Genomic DNA, 16,499 nt, shown 5'->3' on the forward strand with positions numbered 1-16,499 from the left:
GAGTCGTAGATCGTGAGCGTACGCATCTCTACTGCACAGTTCTACAACACCAACAGCAGCAACTACACGAACAACTTCGCCAAGTTGGACAAGACTCGGCAGGAGGCCAACGACAGCATTCGCGTGCGAACTGCCGCCGACGATCCGGTCGCAGCTGCCCGCCTGCTGCAGCTTGAGCAGCAGCAGAACATGCTCAAGCAGTACAGCGGCAACATCACCAGCGTGCGCAACTCGCTGGGCACTGCCGAAAGTACCCTGAACTCCATCGGCAACATCTTGCAGAAGGTCAACGAACTAGCGATCAGCTCCGGCAACGCCAGCTTCACCGACTCCGATCGCAAGGCCAACGCCGACGAGCTCGAAGCGCTGGAGCAGCAACTGTTTTCGCTGATGAACAGCAAGGATGAGAACGGCAAGTACCTGTTCTCCGGCTCCAAGGGCGACACCCCACCTTATGCGCGCAACGCTGATGGTACCTACACCTACCAGGGCGACCAGACTCAGCTCAAGCTGCAGGTGGGCGATGCCCTGTCGCTGGCGGCCAACGAAACCGGCTACGCCGCGTTCGAGCAGGCGCTGAACACCAGCCGCAGCCAGACCAGCCTGACCGCTCCGGCGGTAGACGACGGCCGTGTCAGCCTGTCCAACGGCCAGGTTTCCGGTAGCGCCGTGTACAACGACCGCTTCCGCAGCGGCGAGCCGTACAGCATCGAGTTCACCAGCAGCACCGAATTCAAGATCACCGACGCCAGCGGTACCGACGTCACCCTGGAAGCTACCCAGGGCGGTAAGTTCGACCCGAACGGCAGTAACACCTCGGTTTCCTTCCGTGGCGTCGATCTGCGCCTGAACATCAGCTTCCAGGCCGGCGACTCGGTCAACCCGGATGCCGCCATCGCCGGGCACACCTTCAGCTTGAGTTCCAAGGCCGACGAAATCAGCGGGACCCGCAGCCCGGGCAATGCCTCCTCGAGCCAGGTCAGCGGCGCCAGCGTCACCGATCCGGTCGCCTATAAAGCAGCGTTCCCCGAGGGGGCGGTGCTCAAGTTCACTAGCGCAACCAACTACGAGCTTTATGCCGCACCGGTTTCGGCTGATAGTCGCCCGGTCACAAGCGGTACCATGGTCGGCAACAGCGCCACCGCCATGGGTGTGCAAATTGATCTGTCGGGCCCTGCGGCGCCAGGCGATTCGTATGCCATCAAGGTCGATACCCACCAGACTCAGAATATTCTCAATACCGTCAGCAAGCTGCGTTCCGCCCTGAAGACTCCGATAGACAGTGATCCGGTAGCCAAGCAGAACTTCAAGGCATCGCTGGATTCGGCAATTGGCAATGTCTCCAGCGGCATCAACCAGGTGTCTTCTTCCATTAGTGCAATCGGTGGCCGTGGCCAGGCGCTGGATATCCAGGCCGAAACCAATGAGGCGCTGGGCAACGAGAACACCCTGACGCAGAAGTCGCTGCGTGAAACCGATCAGGTCGAGGCCATGCTGCGCCTGCAAATGCAGACCAACATGCTGCAGGCGTCGCTGCAGGCCTACGCCAAAGTTGCAGGCTTGTCGCTGGTCAATTACATCTGATCGATTCGACTGTTCCAGGTTGTCGCGAGGGGGGTTCCCCCTCGTCCATCGCGTGACCGTGACCCTGCCGCCGGCCCTTCGCTGACATAGGCAGGGGGTGCGGCGCTTACAACCGAACACCGCTAAGCGAGCGCTTTGTGAACGTACAACCCCTTGTGACAGTCGCCATTCCTGCGTTCAATATCGAGTTCTTTCGGGCCACGCTGGTCAGCGCACTCGCCCAGGATTATGCCAACCTGGAAATCGTCGTCTGCGACGACAGCGGTGACGGGCAGATCGAATCGCTGTGCAAGGAGTTGGCTAACGCTACAGCGGTGCTGCGCTACATTCGCAACCCTGTGCGGCGTGGCTTTGCACGCAACATGCTGGCTTGCCTTGAGCACGCCCGCGGAGAAATGATCAAGTTTCTCTGCGATGACGATACGCTGTTCCCCAACTGTGTCGGCCTCCAGGCACAGGCGCTACAAGCCAATGACCAGGTCAGCATGGTCATTGGCCAGCGTTTATTGATATCCGCGAACGATGTGCTGTTGCCATCTCGCCTTCTCAATTTCGTCATTTCGATGAACGATGCGGTGCTGCATGGTAATGACCTGCTGCACTGCGTTGCGGACAACGCTACCAACCTGTTCGGCGGTTTCAGCCATGCCTTGTTTCGTCGCGCGCAAGTCCAGGAGTACCTGGCTACGCTGGTGCAGGAAGGGCAGGGATTTGCCGCACGTCTTGATCTGGCGCTGTACGCATGCTTGCTGCGCCGAGGCCACCTGTGTAGCCTGAGCCAGGTGTTGAGCCTTGAGCGTGTGCATCCAGGGCGGCTCAGCCATCAAACCAGCATGACCGAAGCGGCAAAGCGCGAAACCGACTGGTTGTTGCAGATGTTCCAGGGCAGTACCGGTGAAGCGGCCCCGGCGTACGGTTGGGTTCGTTACTGTTTGCTCGAAGAGTATCGCGAAGATCGGCCGTTGGTGTGGGATGAGTTTGATCTGCGACTGATCTTTTCCGGTCAAATGGCCAACTTCCAGCAGCAGGTAGGCGTTCACAGCCTGAGTTTCGACGACTTGTATGCGCAGTGGCTTGAAAGCCGCAAGTTCTCAGCGGGCCAATTGCAATTGTTGCCCAAGCGCATTGGTCGATGGGCGCGCCAGCCGCGCATCGTTGCCGTTATCGAGAGTAGGCTGGGGCAAGAGGCGGCCTTGCGCGTGACATTGGCAAGCCTGCACAACCAGTCCTACCCGGCCGCATTTACGCTAGTGATCGGGCCTGATTTGCCTGCCAGCAATACCTTGGAGAACGTGCGCCATCTGCGGCTGCGCGATGACATGGCAACAACGCTCAATCGATGGCTTGCGGAAAATCCCCAGGCAGACTGGGTATTGCTGCTTGAAGCGGGTGACCGCTTGCATGAGCACGCTCTGGTGCTGCTGGCAGAGCGCATGGTGTTGCGTACAGAATGTCTGTGCATCTACAGCGATGAAGGTGCCAATGACAATCTTAAATCCAGCACACCGGTGTTCAAGCCCGACTTCAACCTCGATCTGATGCGCAGCGTGCCCTATGTAGGGCGCATGTTGGCCTTGAATGTCGATCAACTTCGCACCTTGGGCGGTTTGAACCCGCAGCTTGGCAGGTTCGCGCCGCACGATATGCTTTGGCGCATGGTCGAGACGCAGGGGCTGCATGTCGTCGAGCATATCGCCGAGGTCCTGGTCCAAAGCCTGCGCACTTACAGCGATTGGCTGCAAGACCCCGCCGATGCTGCACTGGCCACTGAAGTGGTACGAAACCACTTGCAGCGTTTGGGTGTACCTGCGCTAGTCGAGCAGCAAGGCGCAAGCCCCATGACGCGCGTCACTTATGTACATCCGCAGCCTGCGATGGTTTCTATCCTGGTCTACGCTGGCAGCGATTTGATGACGCTTGAGCGATGCATCGAATCGTTGATGGGTCGAACTGCGTATCCCCATTTCGAGGTTCTGTTGGTAGGCGACGAAGGGTGCCCACCGCACGTGTGCGCCTGGTTGCAGGCGATGGCCCAACTGGGAGTCGAGCAAGTGCGCTTCATCGAGGTCGCAGCTCTCGGCCAGGCGCGTAGCCTTGACATGGCCAGCCAGCATGCGCGTGGCGAGTACCTGTTGATGCTGGACGTCGGTTGTGTCTTGTTCGATAGCAGCTGGCTGCACGAACTGATGCTCCAGGCGCAGCGCCCCGAGGTCGGCTTGGTAGGGCCCAAGCTCTTCGACGATAACGGGGCGGTAGTCTCGGCGGGGCTGGTACTTGGCCTTTACGGTTCAGTGGGTAGCCCGTTCCTCGGGTGCCCGATGCACGCCGACGGCTACATGGGGCGCTTGCAGATGGTGCAGAACTGGAGCGCCTTGAGTCTGCATTGCCTGGTGGTTCGTCGCGACCTGTTCACTGAGCTTGGCGGGCTCGATGCAGACCAGCTGGGTGAGGGGTTGCTTGAAGCAGATCTCTGCTTACGGGCGCGCAGCCAAGGCTACCTGGTGGTGTGGACGCCGTTCTCCAGGGTAGCAAGGCCTCAGGGCATAGCGGCCGGGGCCGCTGGCAAGGTCGGTATGGATGTTTTCTACGACCGCTGGCTGTCGGTGCTGGCCAGCGATCAGGCCTACAACCGCAACCTCAGCCTGAAGTACCCCAACTTCAATTTTGAACCAGGCCTCAGAAGCAGCTGGGACCCTTTCATTGCCCGGGTGATGCCGACCGTTTTGGCGCTGCCGAGCAACACCACAGCTATTGGCCATTACCGCGTAGTGCAGCCATTCACCGAGCTGGAGCGGGCAGGGTGGATTCAGGGACGGATCAACTACAATGTATCCGGGGTAATCGAACTTGAGCAGGAAAAACCAGATGCATTGATTCTGCAGTGCCGGTACACGCCTGCCGGCACCCAGGAGATCGCCCAGTTCAAGCGCTATAGCAACGCGCGGCGGATCTACGAAATCGATGACTACATCATCGATCCGCCGAAAAAGAACGACCACGCGCGGAAAATGCCGGACAACATGCGCGAACTGGTTGCCAAGGCCATAGGTCTCTGCGATCGCGTGGTGGTTTCTACCGAACCTTTGGCTGATGCGTTGTCGAGCATGCATCAGGATATCCGGATCGTGCCCAACATGCTGGCGGCGAGCCTGTGGAAAGGTTTGCTCAGCCAGCGCCAGACGACGGCCCGGCCTAGGGTTGGCTGGGCCGGCGGAACCAGCCACAGGGGCGACCTGGAACTGATCATCGATGTGGTGAAGACCCTGTCCCGCGAGGTTGACTGGGTGTTCTTCGGCATGTGCCCGGAGGAGCTGCTTCCTTACGTGAAGGAATTCCACGAAGGGATCTCGTTCTCGCTCTATCCGCAAAAACTCGCCGGCCTCAACCTCGATCTGGCACTAGCGCCGCTTGAGCAAAACTTGTTCAACGACTGCAAGAGCAATCTGCGTCTGTTGGAATACGGCGCCTGCGGTTTCCCGGTGATCTGTACTGACACCAAGGCCTACGCCGGTTACCTGCCTTGTACGCGGGTGCGGCAGAACACTAGCGCGCAGTGGCTGGAGGCGATCCGCATGCATCTTGACGACAGCGTGGCGAGCTACGCCATGGGGGACGCCTTGCGTGAATCAGTGCTGCGCGATTACGTACTCGATGAACACCACTTGCAGCATTGGGCCAATGCTTGGTTGGCCGACTGATTACTGACGCCGGGCGTCCAAACGAATACTTGAACAGGTGCACTATGATCGAAACCGCAACAGGATCGCGCAGTGATGTAACCGTCATTTTGCTTGGTCAGGAATCCTCGGAGTCGCGTGTACGTGCGGCGCATTACTACCTTGGGCAAGGCATATTGGGCCAGAGCGCTACGCACCAGGCCGGTGCCGCAGGTGTCAGCCGCGCGGCACTGGAGCAGGCGCTGGGCCAGGTGTCCACAGCGCTGGTGATGCTGGCGCTGGACAGCGATTTCGTCCTGGGTGAGGCACTGGATAACGCGGCGGCCTGTCTCCAGGCCCAGCCGCATGTGGACGCTGCACAAGGCTATGCACTGGGCTATGTGCCAGGCACCAACCACGTGTCGTATCACAAATTGGGCGCGGCGCTTGCCGACGCTTCGCAGCAAGGCGCGCAGGCGCGTGTGTCGCAGTATGCCAGCGCAGGTCAACAAGCCTGGCGCGCGGTTGTCCGCGTCTCGGCCTTGCAAGCGGTTGTGGCTACCCTCCCGAACGATTTGCAAGGCGCAAGCCTTCTCGTCGCGCTGTCTTGCAAGTTGTTGCAAGCCGGGGCGATAGCGCGTCTGCATCAGACTGATGTGGTCTGCGACTACCAACCTTGCGACCTCGCACCCTCAGTGCGCGAGGAGCGCCAGGTGCAACTGGTGAGAGCGCTGCACGATCGGCAGGGCCAGCCAGCTGGTGTAGAGGCAGACGATGAAGCATTCCGAGTGCTTAACCTGTTCGTTCGCAGCACTTATGAGCAGCTTGAGGCGCCGTTGTTGGTGACCTCCACTTGGGACAGCATTGTTGCCGACCCGCAGCGGGCCTTCGAAAGCCGCCAGTACCTCGAGTTGCCTTACTACACGCATGCATTGTTCGAGCAACTGATCGCAATCGAGTTCCTCTGTCATGTGTGGCCTGTCGGGCAGCGTCACCAGCACTTGCTCGAGGGGGCCTGGGTTCGTCAGCACGATTTGCTGCTGGTGCACCCCAACGACACCAGCGAAAGCTTGCAGCAGCGATATTGGCAGGCGCTGGGGCTGGGCCTGTTCAATCTTGATGTGTGCCTGCGTCTGCTGCCTATGCTGAGCGACCCTGCAGACCTGGAGCGCGCTCGCGAGCTGCGCAGTTGGATCGAGCGCTTGCAGCAAGTGCCGGCTCCAGGCGTTGGCCTGCGCTTGCAGCAAACGTCATCGGGTAAGGTGCTGGCAGATATTGCACGTGCCACACCAGGCGCTGCTGGCAACCAGCGTATTCAGAGCTATCTTGCCAAGCATCAGACCGCTCAATTGGCGTTTGTGGTGCTCGACTTGCACGATGATGCCCAAGCGCTGCAGGCGACCTTCGATAGCCTGCTGGCGTGTGGTCTGCGCAATTTCAAGTTGGTGGTCCTCACCACCGGCAAGCCGCCAGCAATCACCACCGCGCGGGATGTGCTGCATTTCATCCAGGTGAACGAAAACAACTGGCTTGCCCACCTCAATCAGGTAGTGCGGCAATTATCCAGCGAATGGTTGCTGCTGCTCGATGCCGGAGACACGCTGCTGGCCGGTGGTCTGCAACGTTTGCTGGTTGAGCTTGTCAGCGCGCCGGCCTGCCAGGCCATTGCTTGCAACGAAGTGCAACGCGATGCCGAGGGGCGACTGCACGAGGTAGTGCGGCCAGGTGCCGACCTTGACTTGCTGCGTGGACAGCCTGGCCTGATGTCCCGCCACTGGCTGGTACAACGCCAGTCGGTTGTTGACCTGGGTGGCTACAGCGAAACCTACCGCCATGCCTGCGAACTGGACCTGTTGTTACGGCTTGTGGAAGAGCGGGGCGTGAGTAGCCTTGCGCACATGGATGAATACCTCGTCGTTGGCCGTCAAGCCGGGCATGAAATGGCCAAAGAGGCTGTGCTCATCCTCAACCGTCACCTGGCGCAACTGGGTTATCGTGGGCATGTCACCGATCTGGAAACAGCTGGGCTGGCGATTGATTTCCGCCACTCAGCGGTTCCGCTGGTCAGCATTCTTCTGGCATACGAGGGTGACAGGGAGCAATTGCAGGCCTGCCTCACCGCAATCCTGCAGCGTACTCGCTACCCGCGCTATGAAATTTTGCTGGCTTGCGCCGGCAATGTCCTGGACGTTGAAGATCCCGCGCTCAATACATTCGCCGGGCGCGTTCGCTTGCTCGTCGGTGACGCGGAGGCGGCGCGGCCAGCGTTGCTCGATCTTGCGGCTCGCCAGGCCCGTGGCGAGTATCTGGTGATGCTGTCCCAGCACTGTCAGGTCAACTCGCCGGCCTGGATCGAGGCTTTGATGAACGAAGGGCAGCGCCCTGAGGTAGGGGTTGTCGGTGCGTGCCTGCACACCGGGGAAGGGGTTCTGGTCCACGCCGGTTATCAGTTGCTTGCCGGGCCTGGGGTTCAAGAACCGTGGAAAGGCTTCACGGTAGAACAGGGCATCGAGGTGCGTTGGCCGCAATCGGTTCGCCAATGCGCCGCTGTAGCGGATGCCTGCCTGATGGTGCGCAAGGACGTTTTTGAGCACTGTGGCGGCGTGCAAGCTTCGTTGGATGCAGGCCTGAGCATCTCGCTGGCGGTTGCCCACGCCGGTTTGATGGTGATCTGGACGCCCCGTTCGTTAGTGTTTGCCCAGCAATTGCCAACCCCTTGTCAGGATGCAATAGACCAGGCGGCCCACGCCTGGCCGGCGGCGTTCTCTGCGCCGGGCCGTGACGATGCAGTGGCTCAGCCACTGAGTTCGGCGGATGAACCGGCTTGGCTTGCGCAGCTCGACTAGCTGGCGCGGGAATTGCAAAAGCCGGGTTCAAGCCCGGCTTTTTCTTGCCAGGTGCCGTTTTATTGACATGCTGCACAGCATGTTACCGGTTCGGGCAGATGGGGTTCTGGATGCAAAAGAAAGTGGCGGTAGTTCAGTCCAACTACATTCCCTGGAAGGGCTACTTCGATCTGATTCGCAGCGTCGATGCATTCGTTCTGTATGACGATGTGCAGTACACCCGGCGCGACTGGCGGAATCGCAACAAGATCAAGACTGCCCAAGGTGAGCATTGGCTGACTGTCCCCGTGAAAAACCGCGGGCGCTACGAGCAGTTGATCAACGAGGTACAAGTCAGCGAACCGGACTGGGCTGCCAAGCACTGGAAAACGCTGGAGATGAGCTACCGGCGAGCGTCCTGCTTCGCTCAGATGGAAGCGGCTGTCCGTGCGCTTTACGAGCAGGCAGCCGGGGTCGACGACCTTTCGCGCATCAACCAGTTGTTCATCACCGGCCTTTGCCCGCTACTAGGTATTCAGACGCCCATCTACCGCTCTGAAGACTTGGGTTACAGCGAGGGCAAGAATGAGCGATTGATCCAGTTGTGCCAGGCCTTGAGCGCGACTGAATACCTGTCCGGGCCCGCAGCGGGTTGCTACCTGGATGACGCCGCCTTTTCTGCTGCCGGGATTGAGGTTGCGTACATGAGTTACGCAGGCTACCCCGAGTACCCGCAGTTGCACGGCGAGTTTCAGCATGCGGTAAGCATCATCGACCTGCTGTTCAACACTGGCAGCGACGCGTCAACCTTTCTGGAGCGACATCCTTGAGCGCAGATATCTTGCAAGACGTAGCGCGGTATTACTCGTCCCGTATCCGTGAGCACGGCGCCACCCCGCAGGGGGTTGATTGGAATGGCAGCGCATCTCAGGAACTGAGGTTTGCCCAGTTACTCAGCCTGGTGCCTGCGCCAGAACAGCAGCAAGGCTTCAGCCTGATTGATGTTGGTTGCGGCTATGGTGCGCTGTTGAGCTGGTTGCAGGAGCGCGGCGTGGCGTGTGACTACCATGGCTATGATCTCTCGGAGCAAATGATCGAGGCGGCGCGCCAGCAGCATCCAGAGTGCGATTCAGTTCATTTTGAAGTTGCCAGGCAAAGCTCGCGGCAAGCGGACTATGCCGTAGCGAGTGGCATTTTCAACGTGCGCCAGGATGCGTCGCGTGCGGCATGGGAAGGGTATATCGCTGAGGTGCTCCGCAGCATGGATGCCTGCTCACGCAAAGGTTTTGCCTTCAACTGCCTGACTTCGTATTCGGATCCTCCCTTCATGCGTGATTACCTCTACTACGGTGATCCGTGCTTCTACTTTGATCTGTGCAAAAGAACCTACTCCAGAGAGGTGGCACTCTTGCATGACTACGGTTTGTACGAGTTCACCTTGCTCGTGCGCAAGGCTTCTTGACGAACTGCCCGATCACTCTGTTTATTGGAAAATCCCATGCTCAAAAGCGGTTCCACCTCCGTCACGCAGTCCAATAATGGCCAGCTCGAAGCCCGCGAGCAGCTTTGGCAGGCATTTGCAAACGCGCCTCTGGATGATGCCGAGAAAGAGCGCAATCTCGGGCTTTTCATCCGTTCGGCGTCGCTGGCACGCATGCTGGCGATTTCTGATCTGTATCGGCAGATTGCTCGCCTGCCTGGCTCAGTACTGGACTTCGGGACCTGGCGCGGGCAGAACGCGGTGCTGTGCGAAAACCTGCGGGCGATTTTCGAGCCGTTCAATAAACAGCGCCGGATTGCGGCGTTCGATACCTTTGCCGGGTATAAGTCCCATGTCGGCGACGGACAGGTTGCCAATGCCAACTTCCAGGATGGTTGCTACGACACTGGCAACGGCTATGCCGATTACCTGCGCCATTTGTTGAGCCTGCATGAAAGCATCAACGCGCTGCCCGAAGTAGCGAGCGGCCATCAGGTAGTGGAGGGGGATATCAAGGACACCTTGCCTCGCTTCATTGAACAGCAACGCAACCTGTTGGTGGCGTTGGCGTTTTTCGACATGAACCTGGAAGGGCCGACACGCTTTGCGCTAGAGCAGATCATGCCACGTTGCGTGCCGGGTTCGTTGCTGGTGTTCTTCCAGCTGCAGCGCGATTTCCTGCCCGGCGAAGGCTACGCCTACGTCGCGCAAGTTCTTGGCAAGGTCCGTCACCAGATCAAACGCTCGGACACCTATCCTTCCCTGTGCATCGTCGAGCTGCTGTAAGGAGTCCATCATGTTCTTGATCGTTGGTAATGGCATGGTGGGCCTGGCAATCGCTGCTGGCCTCTCGCGCAGTATTCCAGGTGAGCGTATTCAAGTGGTCGGTCCGGCTGCTCGTCCTTACAGTGCGTCGATGGCGGCAGCGGCAATGCTCAACTCGTTCGCTGAATTGGAGCCTGGTGCGCTTGATCAGCCTCGTGACCGCTTGAAGTTCGAATTGAGTCAGGCATCGGCACGCTTGTGGCAGGGCTTTGTCGAGGAGTTCGAGATCCCCGCCGAGCATTACCGCCTCGGCACTGTGCTGGTGAACAACAACGCCTCCAACCGCTTTGAGGATGCCGCGTTCGACGCGATTGCCGGCTACCTTGATGAGTTCACCGAACCCTATGAACGGGTAGACCCACAGGTCGAGCCGGCCTATGTGCCCGATGCCAGCTACCGAACCCGACAGGCGCTTTTCCTGCCTCGCGAAGGGGTACTGAACCCCGATGGGGTGATCCATGCGCTGCAGGCAACGCTGCAAAAGCGTGGCGTTCGGTTTGTCGACGGCGTGGTGAAGTCGATGAACAAGGCCGGTGACAGTACAGCTGGCGTGACGCTCGAGGACGGGCAGGTACTGAGTGCTGAACGTATCGTGCTGGCCAACGGCAGCATGGCGACGCGGTTGTGGGATGAGCCCGGCTGTATCCGCGTAATCAATAGTGTTGGTGCTACCGTGGTGCTGAAGAACGCTGGCATCAAGGGGCGCTATGTATTGCGAACGCCTAATCGGGGAGGCGCTTGTGGCATTTACCATGCACCCTATCAAGACGATCTGTTTGTGGTCGGCGCCACCAACCTGGTGACTACCGCCGATGAACAGTTTCCCCGGGCAGAGTCCGTGGCTGCGTTGATCAATGGGGCGATCAATCAGGTCAATCACCTGCATCGGACCAGTGGCTTCATTCGTTATAACTTCGGCTATCGACCGTTGAGCATGGATGGATACCCCGTTATTGGGCAGCTCAACGACAATACCTTCATAACGTCTGGAACCCGGCGTGACGGATACCATTTTGCACCGTGGCTGGCCGACAACCTAGCTGCTCTGCTGTTGGGCCAGACGGTCTCGGCAGCGGCCCGGGAGTATTTCGATTTCGCGCGGCCGCAGCGTAGCGCATGGCTCGACCAGTCGGTGGAGGCATGTTGCCGGAAATATGCAGCGGTCAAATGCTCGGCGCTGTCGCAACACGGCTATGACGCGGGGCATACCGATGCCAATCAAGCGCTAGAGCAATATTACTACCAGCGCGCAAAAGCGTTTTTCGACAAGCACGAGCTTGAGCAGGCTGTCCAGGTCGACTTTGTGGACGCGCTTCTGGCCGGGTTCCTTTCCCCGTCGGACTTTGCCTGACGTTCAATAATCGGAGACACGAAGGTGGACAACCAGATCATTCCATTCAATAAGCCGTTCGTTGTTGGCAAAGAACTGTTCTACATCGCCCAGGCGGTCATGAATGGTGGCATAGCGGGCGACGGGCAATTTACGCGCTTGTGCCAGCAATGGCTGGAGAGCAATTTGGGTTGTTCCAAGGCACTGTTGACGCATTCCTGCACGGCAGCCCTTGAAATGGCGGCAATCCTGGCTGACATCGGCCCGGGCGATGAAGTCATCATGCCGTCGTTTACCTTCGTATCCACCGCCAACGCTTTCGTTCTGCGTGGTGCAGTGCCGGTATTCGTGGATGTGCGCGCCGACACGCTCAATCTAGACGAGCGTCTGGTCGAGGCTGCAATTACCGAAAAGACCAAGGCGATTGTTGCCGTGCACTATGCGGGGCAGCCGTGTGACATGGATACCTTGCTGCAGCTATGCGAAAAGCACGGCTTGATGCTTATCGAAGATGCGGCACAGGCAATCCTCGCTCGGGAAAAAACACGTGCGCTGGGTACCATCGGCCATCTGGGTTGCCTGAGCTTTCACGAAACCAAGAACGTGATCAGTGGTGAGGGTGGTGCTTTGCTGATCAACGACCCGAAGTTGATCGAGCGGGCAGAAGTGATCTGGCAGAAAGGCACCAACCGCAAGGCCTTCTCTCGCGGTGAGGTCAGCAAATACACCTGGGTCGATGTCGGTTCATCGTTCCTGCCCAGCGAGCTGACGGCAGCGTTTCTCTATGCTCAATTGGAGCAGGGCGAAACCATCAACACCCATCGGCGTGCGTTGTATGAGGCCTACTATCACTCGTTGTCAGCATTGCAGGCCGACGGCTTTGTCAGGTTGCCGCGTACCGAGGGCGGCAAACCGGCTAATGCGCATATTTTTTACTTGCTGATGCGCAACAACCAGGAACGTGGCGAATTGATTGAGTATTTGCGCGAAAAGGGTATCTATGCAGTGTTCCATTATGTGCCCCTGCATGATTCGCCAGCCGGGCTGCGGTTTTCGCGCTGTGTCGGCGACTTGCCGGTAACCCAGGAAATTTCCGCATGTCTGGTGCGCCTGCCGCTTTATTCTGACATGAGCATCGAACAGGTTGGGCGCGTGTGTGCGGCCATTTTCCAATTCTTCGCAGGTGCACGGCAGGCGTAAAAGCCTTGGCTCGGCGATTTTCAGCTGATTATGGAGTTTCACCCGATGTCGAGTTCCGAGCAGGCCCTTGCGCAGGCCATGAAGCGTCTTCGTTTGATGTATGCCCGCCCGGAGCATCCTTACTACATCATGGCGCCGGACTATCGGGAGACGTCGTCGGGAATCGCGTCGCTGCATTATCTTTGCCACTTGCTCAACCTCAATGGCCGCGAAGCCTATATCTGCGGTGGCAAGGTGGTGAATCCGGAGCTCAAAACGCCCCTGCTCGACGATGAAGCCAGCCTGCGTCACCAGCGCGCCGGCTGCGAGCCAATTGCGGTCTATCCGGAAGTGACTGTAGGCAACCCGTTCAACTGCTCGGTCGTCGCACGTTTTCTGCTGAACTTCGAAGGCTTTATCAGCGGCCAAGGCATGGAAGCTGCGCCCAGTGACTTGCTGTTCTACTCGGGGAAACTCATTGCCGAACATCATGGCTACCCAGATGGCGACCTGCTGTGCTTGCCCACCATCGATATCGATCTGTTCACCGCCGGGCCGCTGGACACCCCGCGCGAGGGTTGTTACCTCTACCAGAATCGCCACCCGCTCGATGCCATCGACTATTCGATTCTGCCTGAGCAGGTACGCCTGCTGAGTATGGCGAATGCGTTGACGCTGCCGGAACTTGCCCAACTGCTTCGACGGGCGCAAGTGCTGTACACCTATGAATGGTCTATGACCTGCGTCATCGCAGTGCTGTGCGGCTGTCCGGTTATTTTCATTCCAGGGCACGGTATCGACCAGGCCTTTCTAGATGGCAGTTTCGTTGGTAGCGCTGGTTTTGCCATGCTTGACCGTCCAGATGCCGTTGATCACGCCCGGGCTGGCGTGGACGGTGCTTTGCAGCGTTATGTCGAGCGCACGGCGCCTTTCTGGGACCAGTTCGAAGTATTTATCGCCAAAACCCAGTCTGCTGCCCGTCGTGAAGCCTCGGGCAACCGCCTGGGTGTGCGCGAGTGGTTGCGCCAGCGCTACCCCCTACCGCAACAAATGCGCCTGATCCAGGAGCAACTGGCAAACGAGGCGCCCATAGGCTTTGCCGTGCTGGTGCTCGATGGGGGCGATCAGGCCGCGCTGGCCATTACTCTGGAAAGCCTGGCGCGCAGCCTTTACCGGCAGGTCGAAGTGTATGTCCTGGGTCATCAGGCCCCGGTACAGGCAACTGCGCGCTGGGTTCACTGCGACCCATTGCAGCCGGTCGATGCCATTAACCGCTGTATGGAGCAGGCCGCTTGTGACTGGTTCGCGGTGGTGCAGGCCGGTACCGAGTTTGCGTCCAGCGGCTTGCTGATGACGGCTTTGGAGTTAGGCCGAGCGCCGCAGGGCTGCCTCGCCGCCTATGGCGATGAAGCGGTTTTTCAGGTGCAAGGGGTGGTCGACACTGCGCTGCGTCCAGATCTCAACCTGGATTTGTTGTTGGCATTTCCTGGGCATCTCTGCCGCCATTGGTTCTATCGTCGCCAAACCTGGCACCAGCGTGGTGGCTTTAGTTGCACCGCTGGGCAGGCATTCGAGCTGGAATACCAGCTGCGCTTGATTGTCGAGCATGGTCTTGGCTGTGTGTTGCACGTCAGTGAGCCGTTGTTGATCGGCAATGTCTTGCCCTTGCAGGAATGCGCGGACACGGCTGCAGTTATCGAGGCTCACCTGCGCGGCCGTGGCTACGGCGGTGCGCAGGCAGTGCCGTTGGCCGCTGCTGCTGGGCGTTACCGCATCGACTACGGCCACCCGCAGCAGGCCTCTGTAAGTATCGTCATTGTTGTCGAAGGCTCATTGGTGAGCCTGCAACGCTGCATGGAAAGCTTGCTGGTACACGCTACCGCCGGCGACCATGAAATATTGCTGATCGAACCGGGCGCTGACGATCCCCTGCTGCAGGATTGGCTGGCGATGGTCGAGCAGATGGGCCAAGGCCGCTTCAGGGTTCTGCGGTTCGAGCCTGGGAGCGCGCGCGCCGCCATGTATAACGTAGCGGCGGCAGAGGCTCGCAGTGAATATCTGCTGTGGCTCGACGCAGGTAGCGTGGTGTTGGGGGCTGATTGGTTGAAGGCGCTGCTCAACCATGCACAGCGGCCGGAGGTGGGGGCGGTGGGCTGTAGCGTGCTTGCCCGCGACGGTACTGTTCGTCAGGCGGCGCTGGTACTGGGGTTGGGGGGCAGCGTTGGACGTGCCTTCGAAGGGCGCTCGGCGCAGGATTCCGGTTACATGGGACGCCTTGGGCTGGAGCAGAATTGTTCGGCGGTGGGCGGTGAGTGCCTGATGGTGAGCCGCGCGTTGTTTGTCGAACTCGGAGGGTTCGACGTCAACCCGCTGCTGAGCCGTTGGATGGCCGAAGACCTGTGCCTGAGGCTCATTCAAGCCGGCTATCTCAATGTCTGGACACCCCACGCGCGCATCCTCTTGGAAACGCCCGCGCCCGAGGTGGTTAGCGTTGAGCAGGAGGATGCGCTATATGCGCGCTGGTTGCCGCAACTGGCACGTGACAGCGCGTACAACATGCACTTTTCGCTTAGTGATGGCGAAGCCTTTGCGGTCCAGGGCGGCGATATGAGCTGGCGACCCTTGCGCGGCTTGCTGCCTGGCGTACTTGGCTGCGTCGACGGCGAGCAAAGTGAGGGCCATGCGCGGGTTCTGTTACCGCTGGAAGCCATGCGTGTTGCCGGTCGCATTGATGGCGCGGTGATCGCCGGGACGCTGTCTGCGGTGGAACTCGAGCGCTTCAACCCTTCCACTATCGTGGTTCAGCGCCCGATTGACGATGCGAGCCTGTTGATGTTGCGACGACTGCGGGCGTTCTCGCAGGCCTTCAAAGTCTACGACTTGGACCGGTATCTGCCGAGCGCCCCACACGTGCTTGCTTGCTCTGCCGAAGAGTTGGAGCAGCGCTTGCGATTCGGTGCAATGCAAGCCGACCGGGTGCTAGTGGCGACGACCGCTCTGGCGGGGCTGGTGCAGCCACACCATCCTGACGTTCGTTTGCTGGAAAACGTGCTGCCCGCTTCGTGGGGCCGCTTGCAGGGTGAGCGGCGGGTGGGTGCGAAGCCGCGTGTAGGTTGGTTGGGTGGCCATGACGATCATCTGCTTGGCGAGGTTGTGCCGATGTTGGTGGATGACGTTGACTGGGTAGTGCTGGGAGATTGCCCGGCGGCACTGCAGCCATACCTGAAAGAGCAGCACGCTGCTGTGCCGCCGCAGTTGCTTGCGATGAGCCTGGTCGCGCTGAACCTGGATATCGCACTGGTACCGATGGCTGAGACGTTGGCTAATGCCTGCTCAGGTGATTTGCGCGTGCTTCAGCATGCCGCGTGTGGTCAGTCGGTGATCTGTAGTCGGGTGGCGGGATTCGCCGGTGGGGACGTGCTACCGCTGTCGCGCGTTCGCAACGAGGCGGCCGAATGGGTTCGTACCTTACGTCTTCATCTGGACGATCTAGACGCTTCTGCGGCATTGGGCGACGCCCAGCAAGCTGCGGTTCGAAGCGACTGGCTGTTGGAAGGGCGGCGCCTGGAGGATTGGCGGTGCGCCTGGATCGCTGACTGATCTGAAGCGGGGCTCGGAAT

9 protein-coding genes are annotated in these 16,499 nt (G+C 59.5%); all 9 read left to right on the plus strand.

The window, feature by feature from the left end; genetic code table 11:
• Positions 1-12 precede the first annotated feature (12 nt).
• The 9 genes from HU719_RS19645 (at position 13) to HU719_RS19685 (ending at position 16,479) form a co-directional block, all read left to right on the plus strand.
• Positions 13-1,584 (plus strand): flagellar hook-associated protein 3, encoded by a 1,572-nt coding sequence (locus tag HU719_RS19645; RefSeq protein ID WP_186536546.1) that lies wholly within the window; start codon positions 13-15, stop codon positions 1,582-1,584.
• A 137-nt stretch (positions 1,585-1,721) separates the two neighbouring features.
• Positions 1,722-5,282: a glycosyltransferase gene (locus HU719_RS19650; protein ID WP_186536547.1), complete on the plus strand. Its 3,561-nt coding sequence runs from the start codon at positions 1,722-1,724 to the stop codon at positions 5,280-5,282.
• Positions 5,283-5,326: 44 nt separating this feature from the next.
• A complete protein-coding gene (locus tag HU719_RS19655) occupies positions 5,327-8,086 on the plus strand; it encodes a glycosyltransferase (RefSeq protein WP_186536549.1) in 2,760 nt (919 codons plus the stop codon).
• Positions 8,087-8,196: 110 nt separating this feature from the next.
• Positions 8,197-8,895, plus strand: a complete 699-nt coding sequence (locus HU719_RS19660; protein WP_186536551.1) for a WbqC family protein — start codon at positions 8,197-8,199, stop codon at positions 8,893-8,895.
• Positions 8,892-9,527, plus strand: a complete 636-nt coding sequence (locus tag HU719_RS19665) for a class I SAM-dependent methyltransferase (RefSeq protein ID WP_186536553.1) — start codon at positions 8,892-8,894, stop codon at positions 9,525-9,527. Before HU719_RS19660 ends, HU719_RS19665 begins: the two co-directional genes overlap by 4 nt.
• A 36-nt stretch (positions 9,528-9,563) precedes the next feature.
• Positions 9,564-10,331 (plus strand): hypothetical protein, encoded by a 768-nt coding sequence (locus HU719_RS19670; RefSeq protein WP_186536555.1) that lies wholly within the window; start codon positions 9,564-9,566, stop codon positions 10,329-10,331.
• Positions 10,332-10,341: 10 nt separating this feature from the next.
• Positions 10,342-11,721: an NAD(P)/FAD-dependent oxidoreductase gene (locus tag HU719_RS19675; protein ID WP_186536556.1), complete on the plus strand. Its 1,380-nt coding sequence runs from the start codon at positions 10,342-10,344 to the stop codon at positions 11,719-11,721.
• Between the two features lie 24 nt (positions 11,722-11,745).
• Entirely contained in the window at positions 11,746-12,900 is a 1,155-nt protein-coding gene (gene rffA / locus HU719_RS19680) for a dTDP-4-amino-4,6-dideoxygalactose transaminase (protein ID WP_186536557.1), read from the plus strand.
• A 45-nt stretch (positions 12,901-12,945) separates the two neighbouring features.
• A complete protein-coding gene (locus HU719_RS19685; protein ID WP_186536558.1) occupies positions 12,946-16,479 on the plus strand; it encodes a glycosyltransferase family 2 protein in 3,534 nt (1,177 codons plus the stop codon).
• Positions 16,480-16,499 lie beyond the last annotated feature (20 nt).

The sequence above is a fragment of the Pseudomonas farsensis genome, assembly GCF_014268805.2.
GTDB lineage: Bacteria > Pseudomonadota > Gammaproteobacteria > Pseudomonadales > Pseudomonadaceae > Aquipseudomonas > Aquipseudomonas farsensis.

Bases quoted from the DNA above. Each gene is read 5' to 3' on its own strand.
- HU719_RS19655 (WP_186536549.1), top strand. From the start codon at position 5,327: ATGATCGAAACCGCAACAGGATCGCGCAGTGATGTAACCGTCATTTTG.
- HU719_RS19660 (WP_186536551.1), top strand. From the start codon at position 8,197: ATGCAAAAGAAAGTGGCGGTAGTTCAGTCCAACTACATTCCCTGGAAG.
- HU719_RS19670 (WP_186536555.1), top strand. From the start codon at position 9,564: ATGCTCAAAAGCGGTTCCACCTCCGTCACGCAGTCCAATAATGGCCAG.
- HU719_RS19675 (WP_186536556.1), top strand. From the start codon at position 10,342: ATGTTCTTGATCGTTGGTAATGGCATGGTGGGCCTGGCAATCGCTGCT.
- HU719_RS19685 (WP_186536558.1), top strand. From the start codon at position 12,946: ATGTCGAGTTCCGAGCAGGCCCTTGCGCAGGCCATGAAGCGTCTTCGT.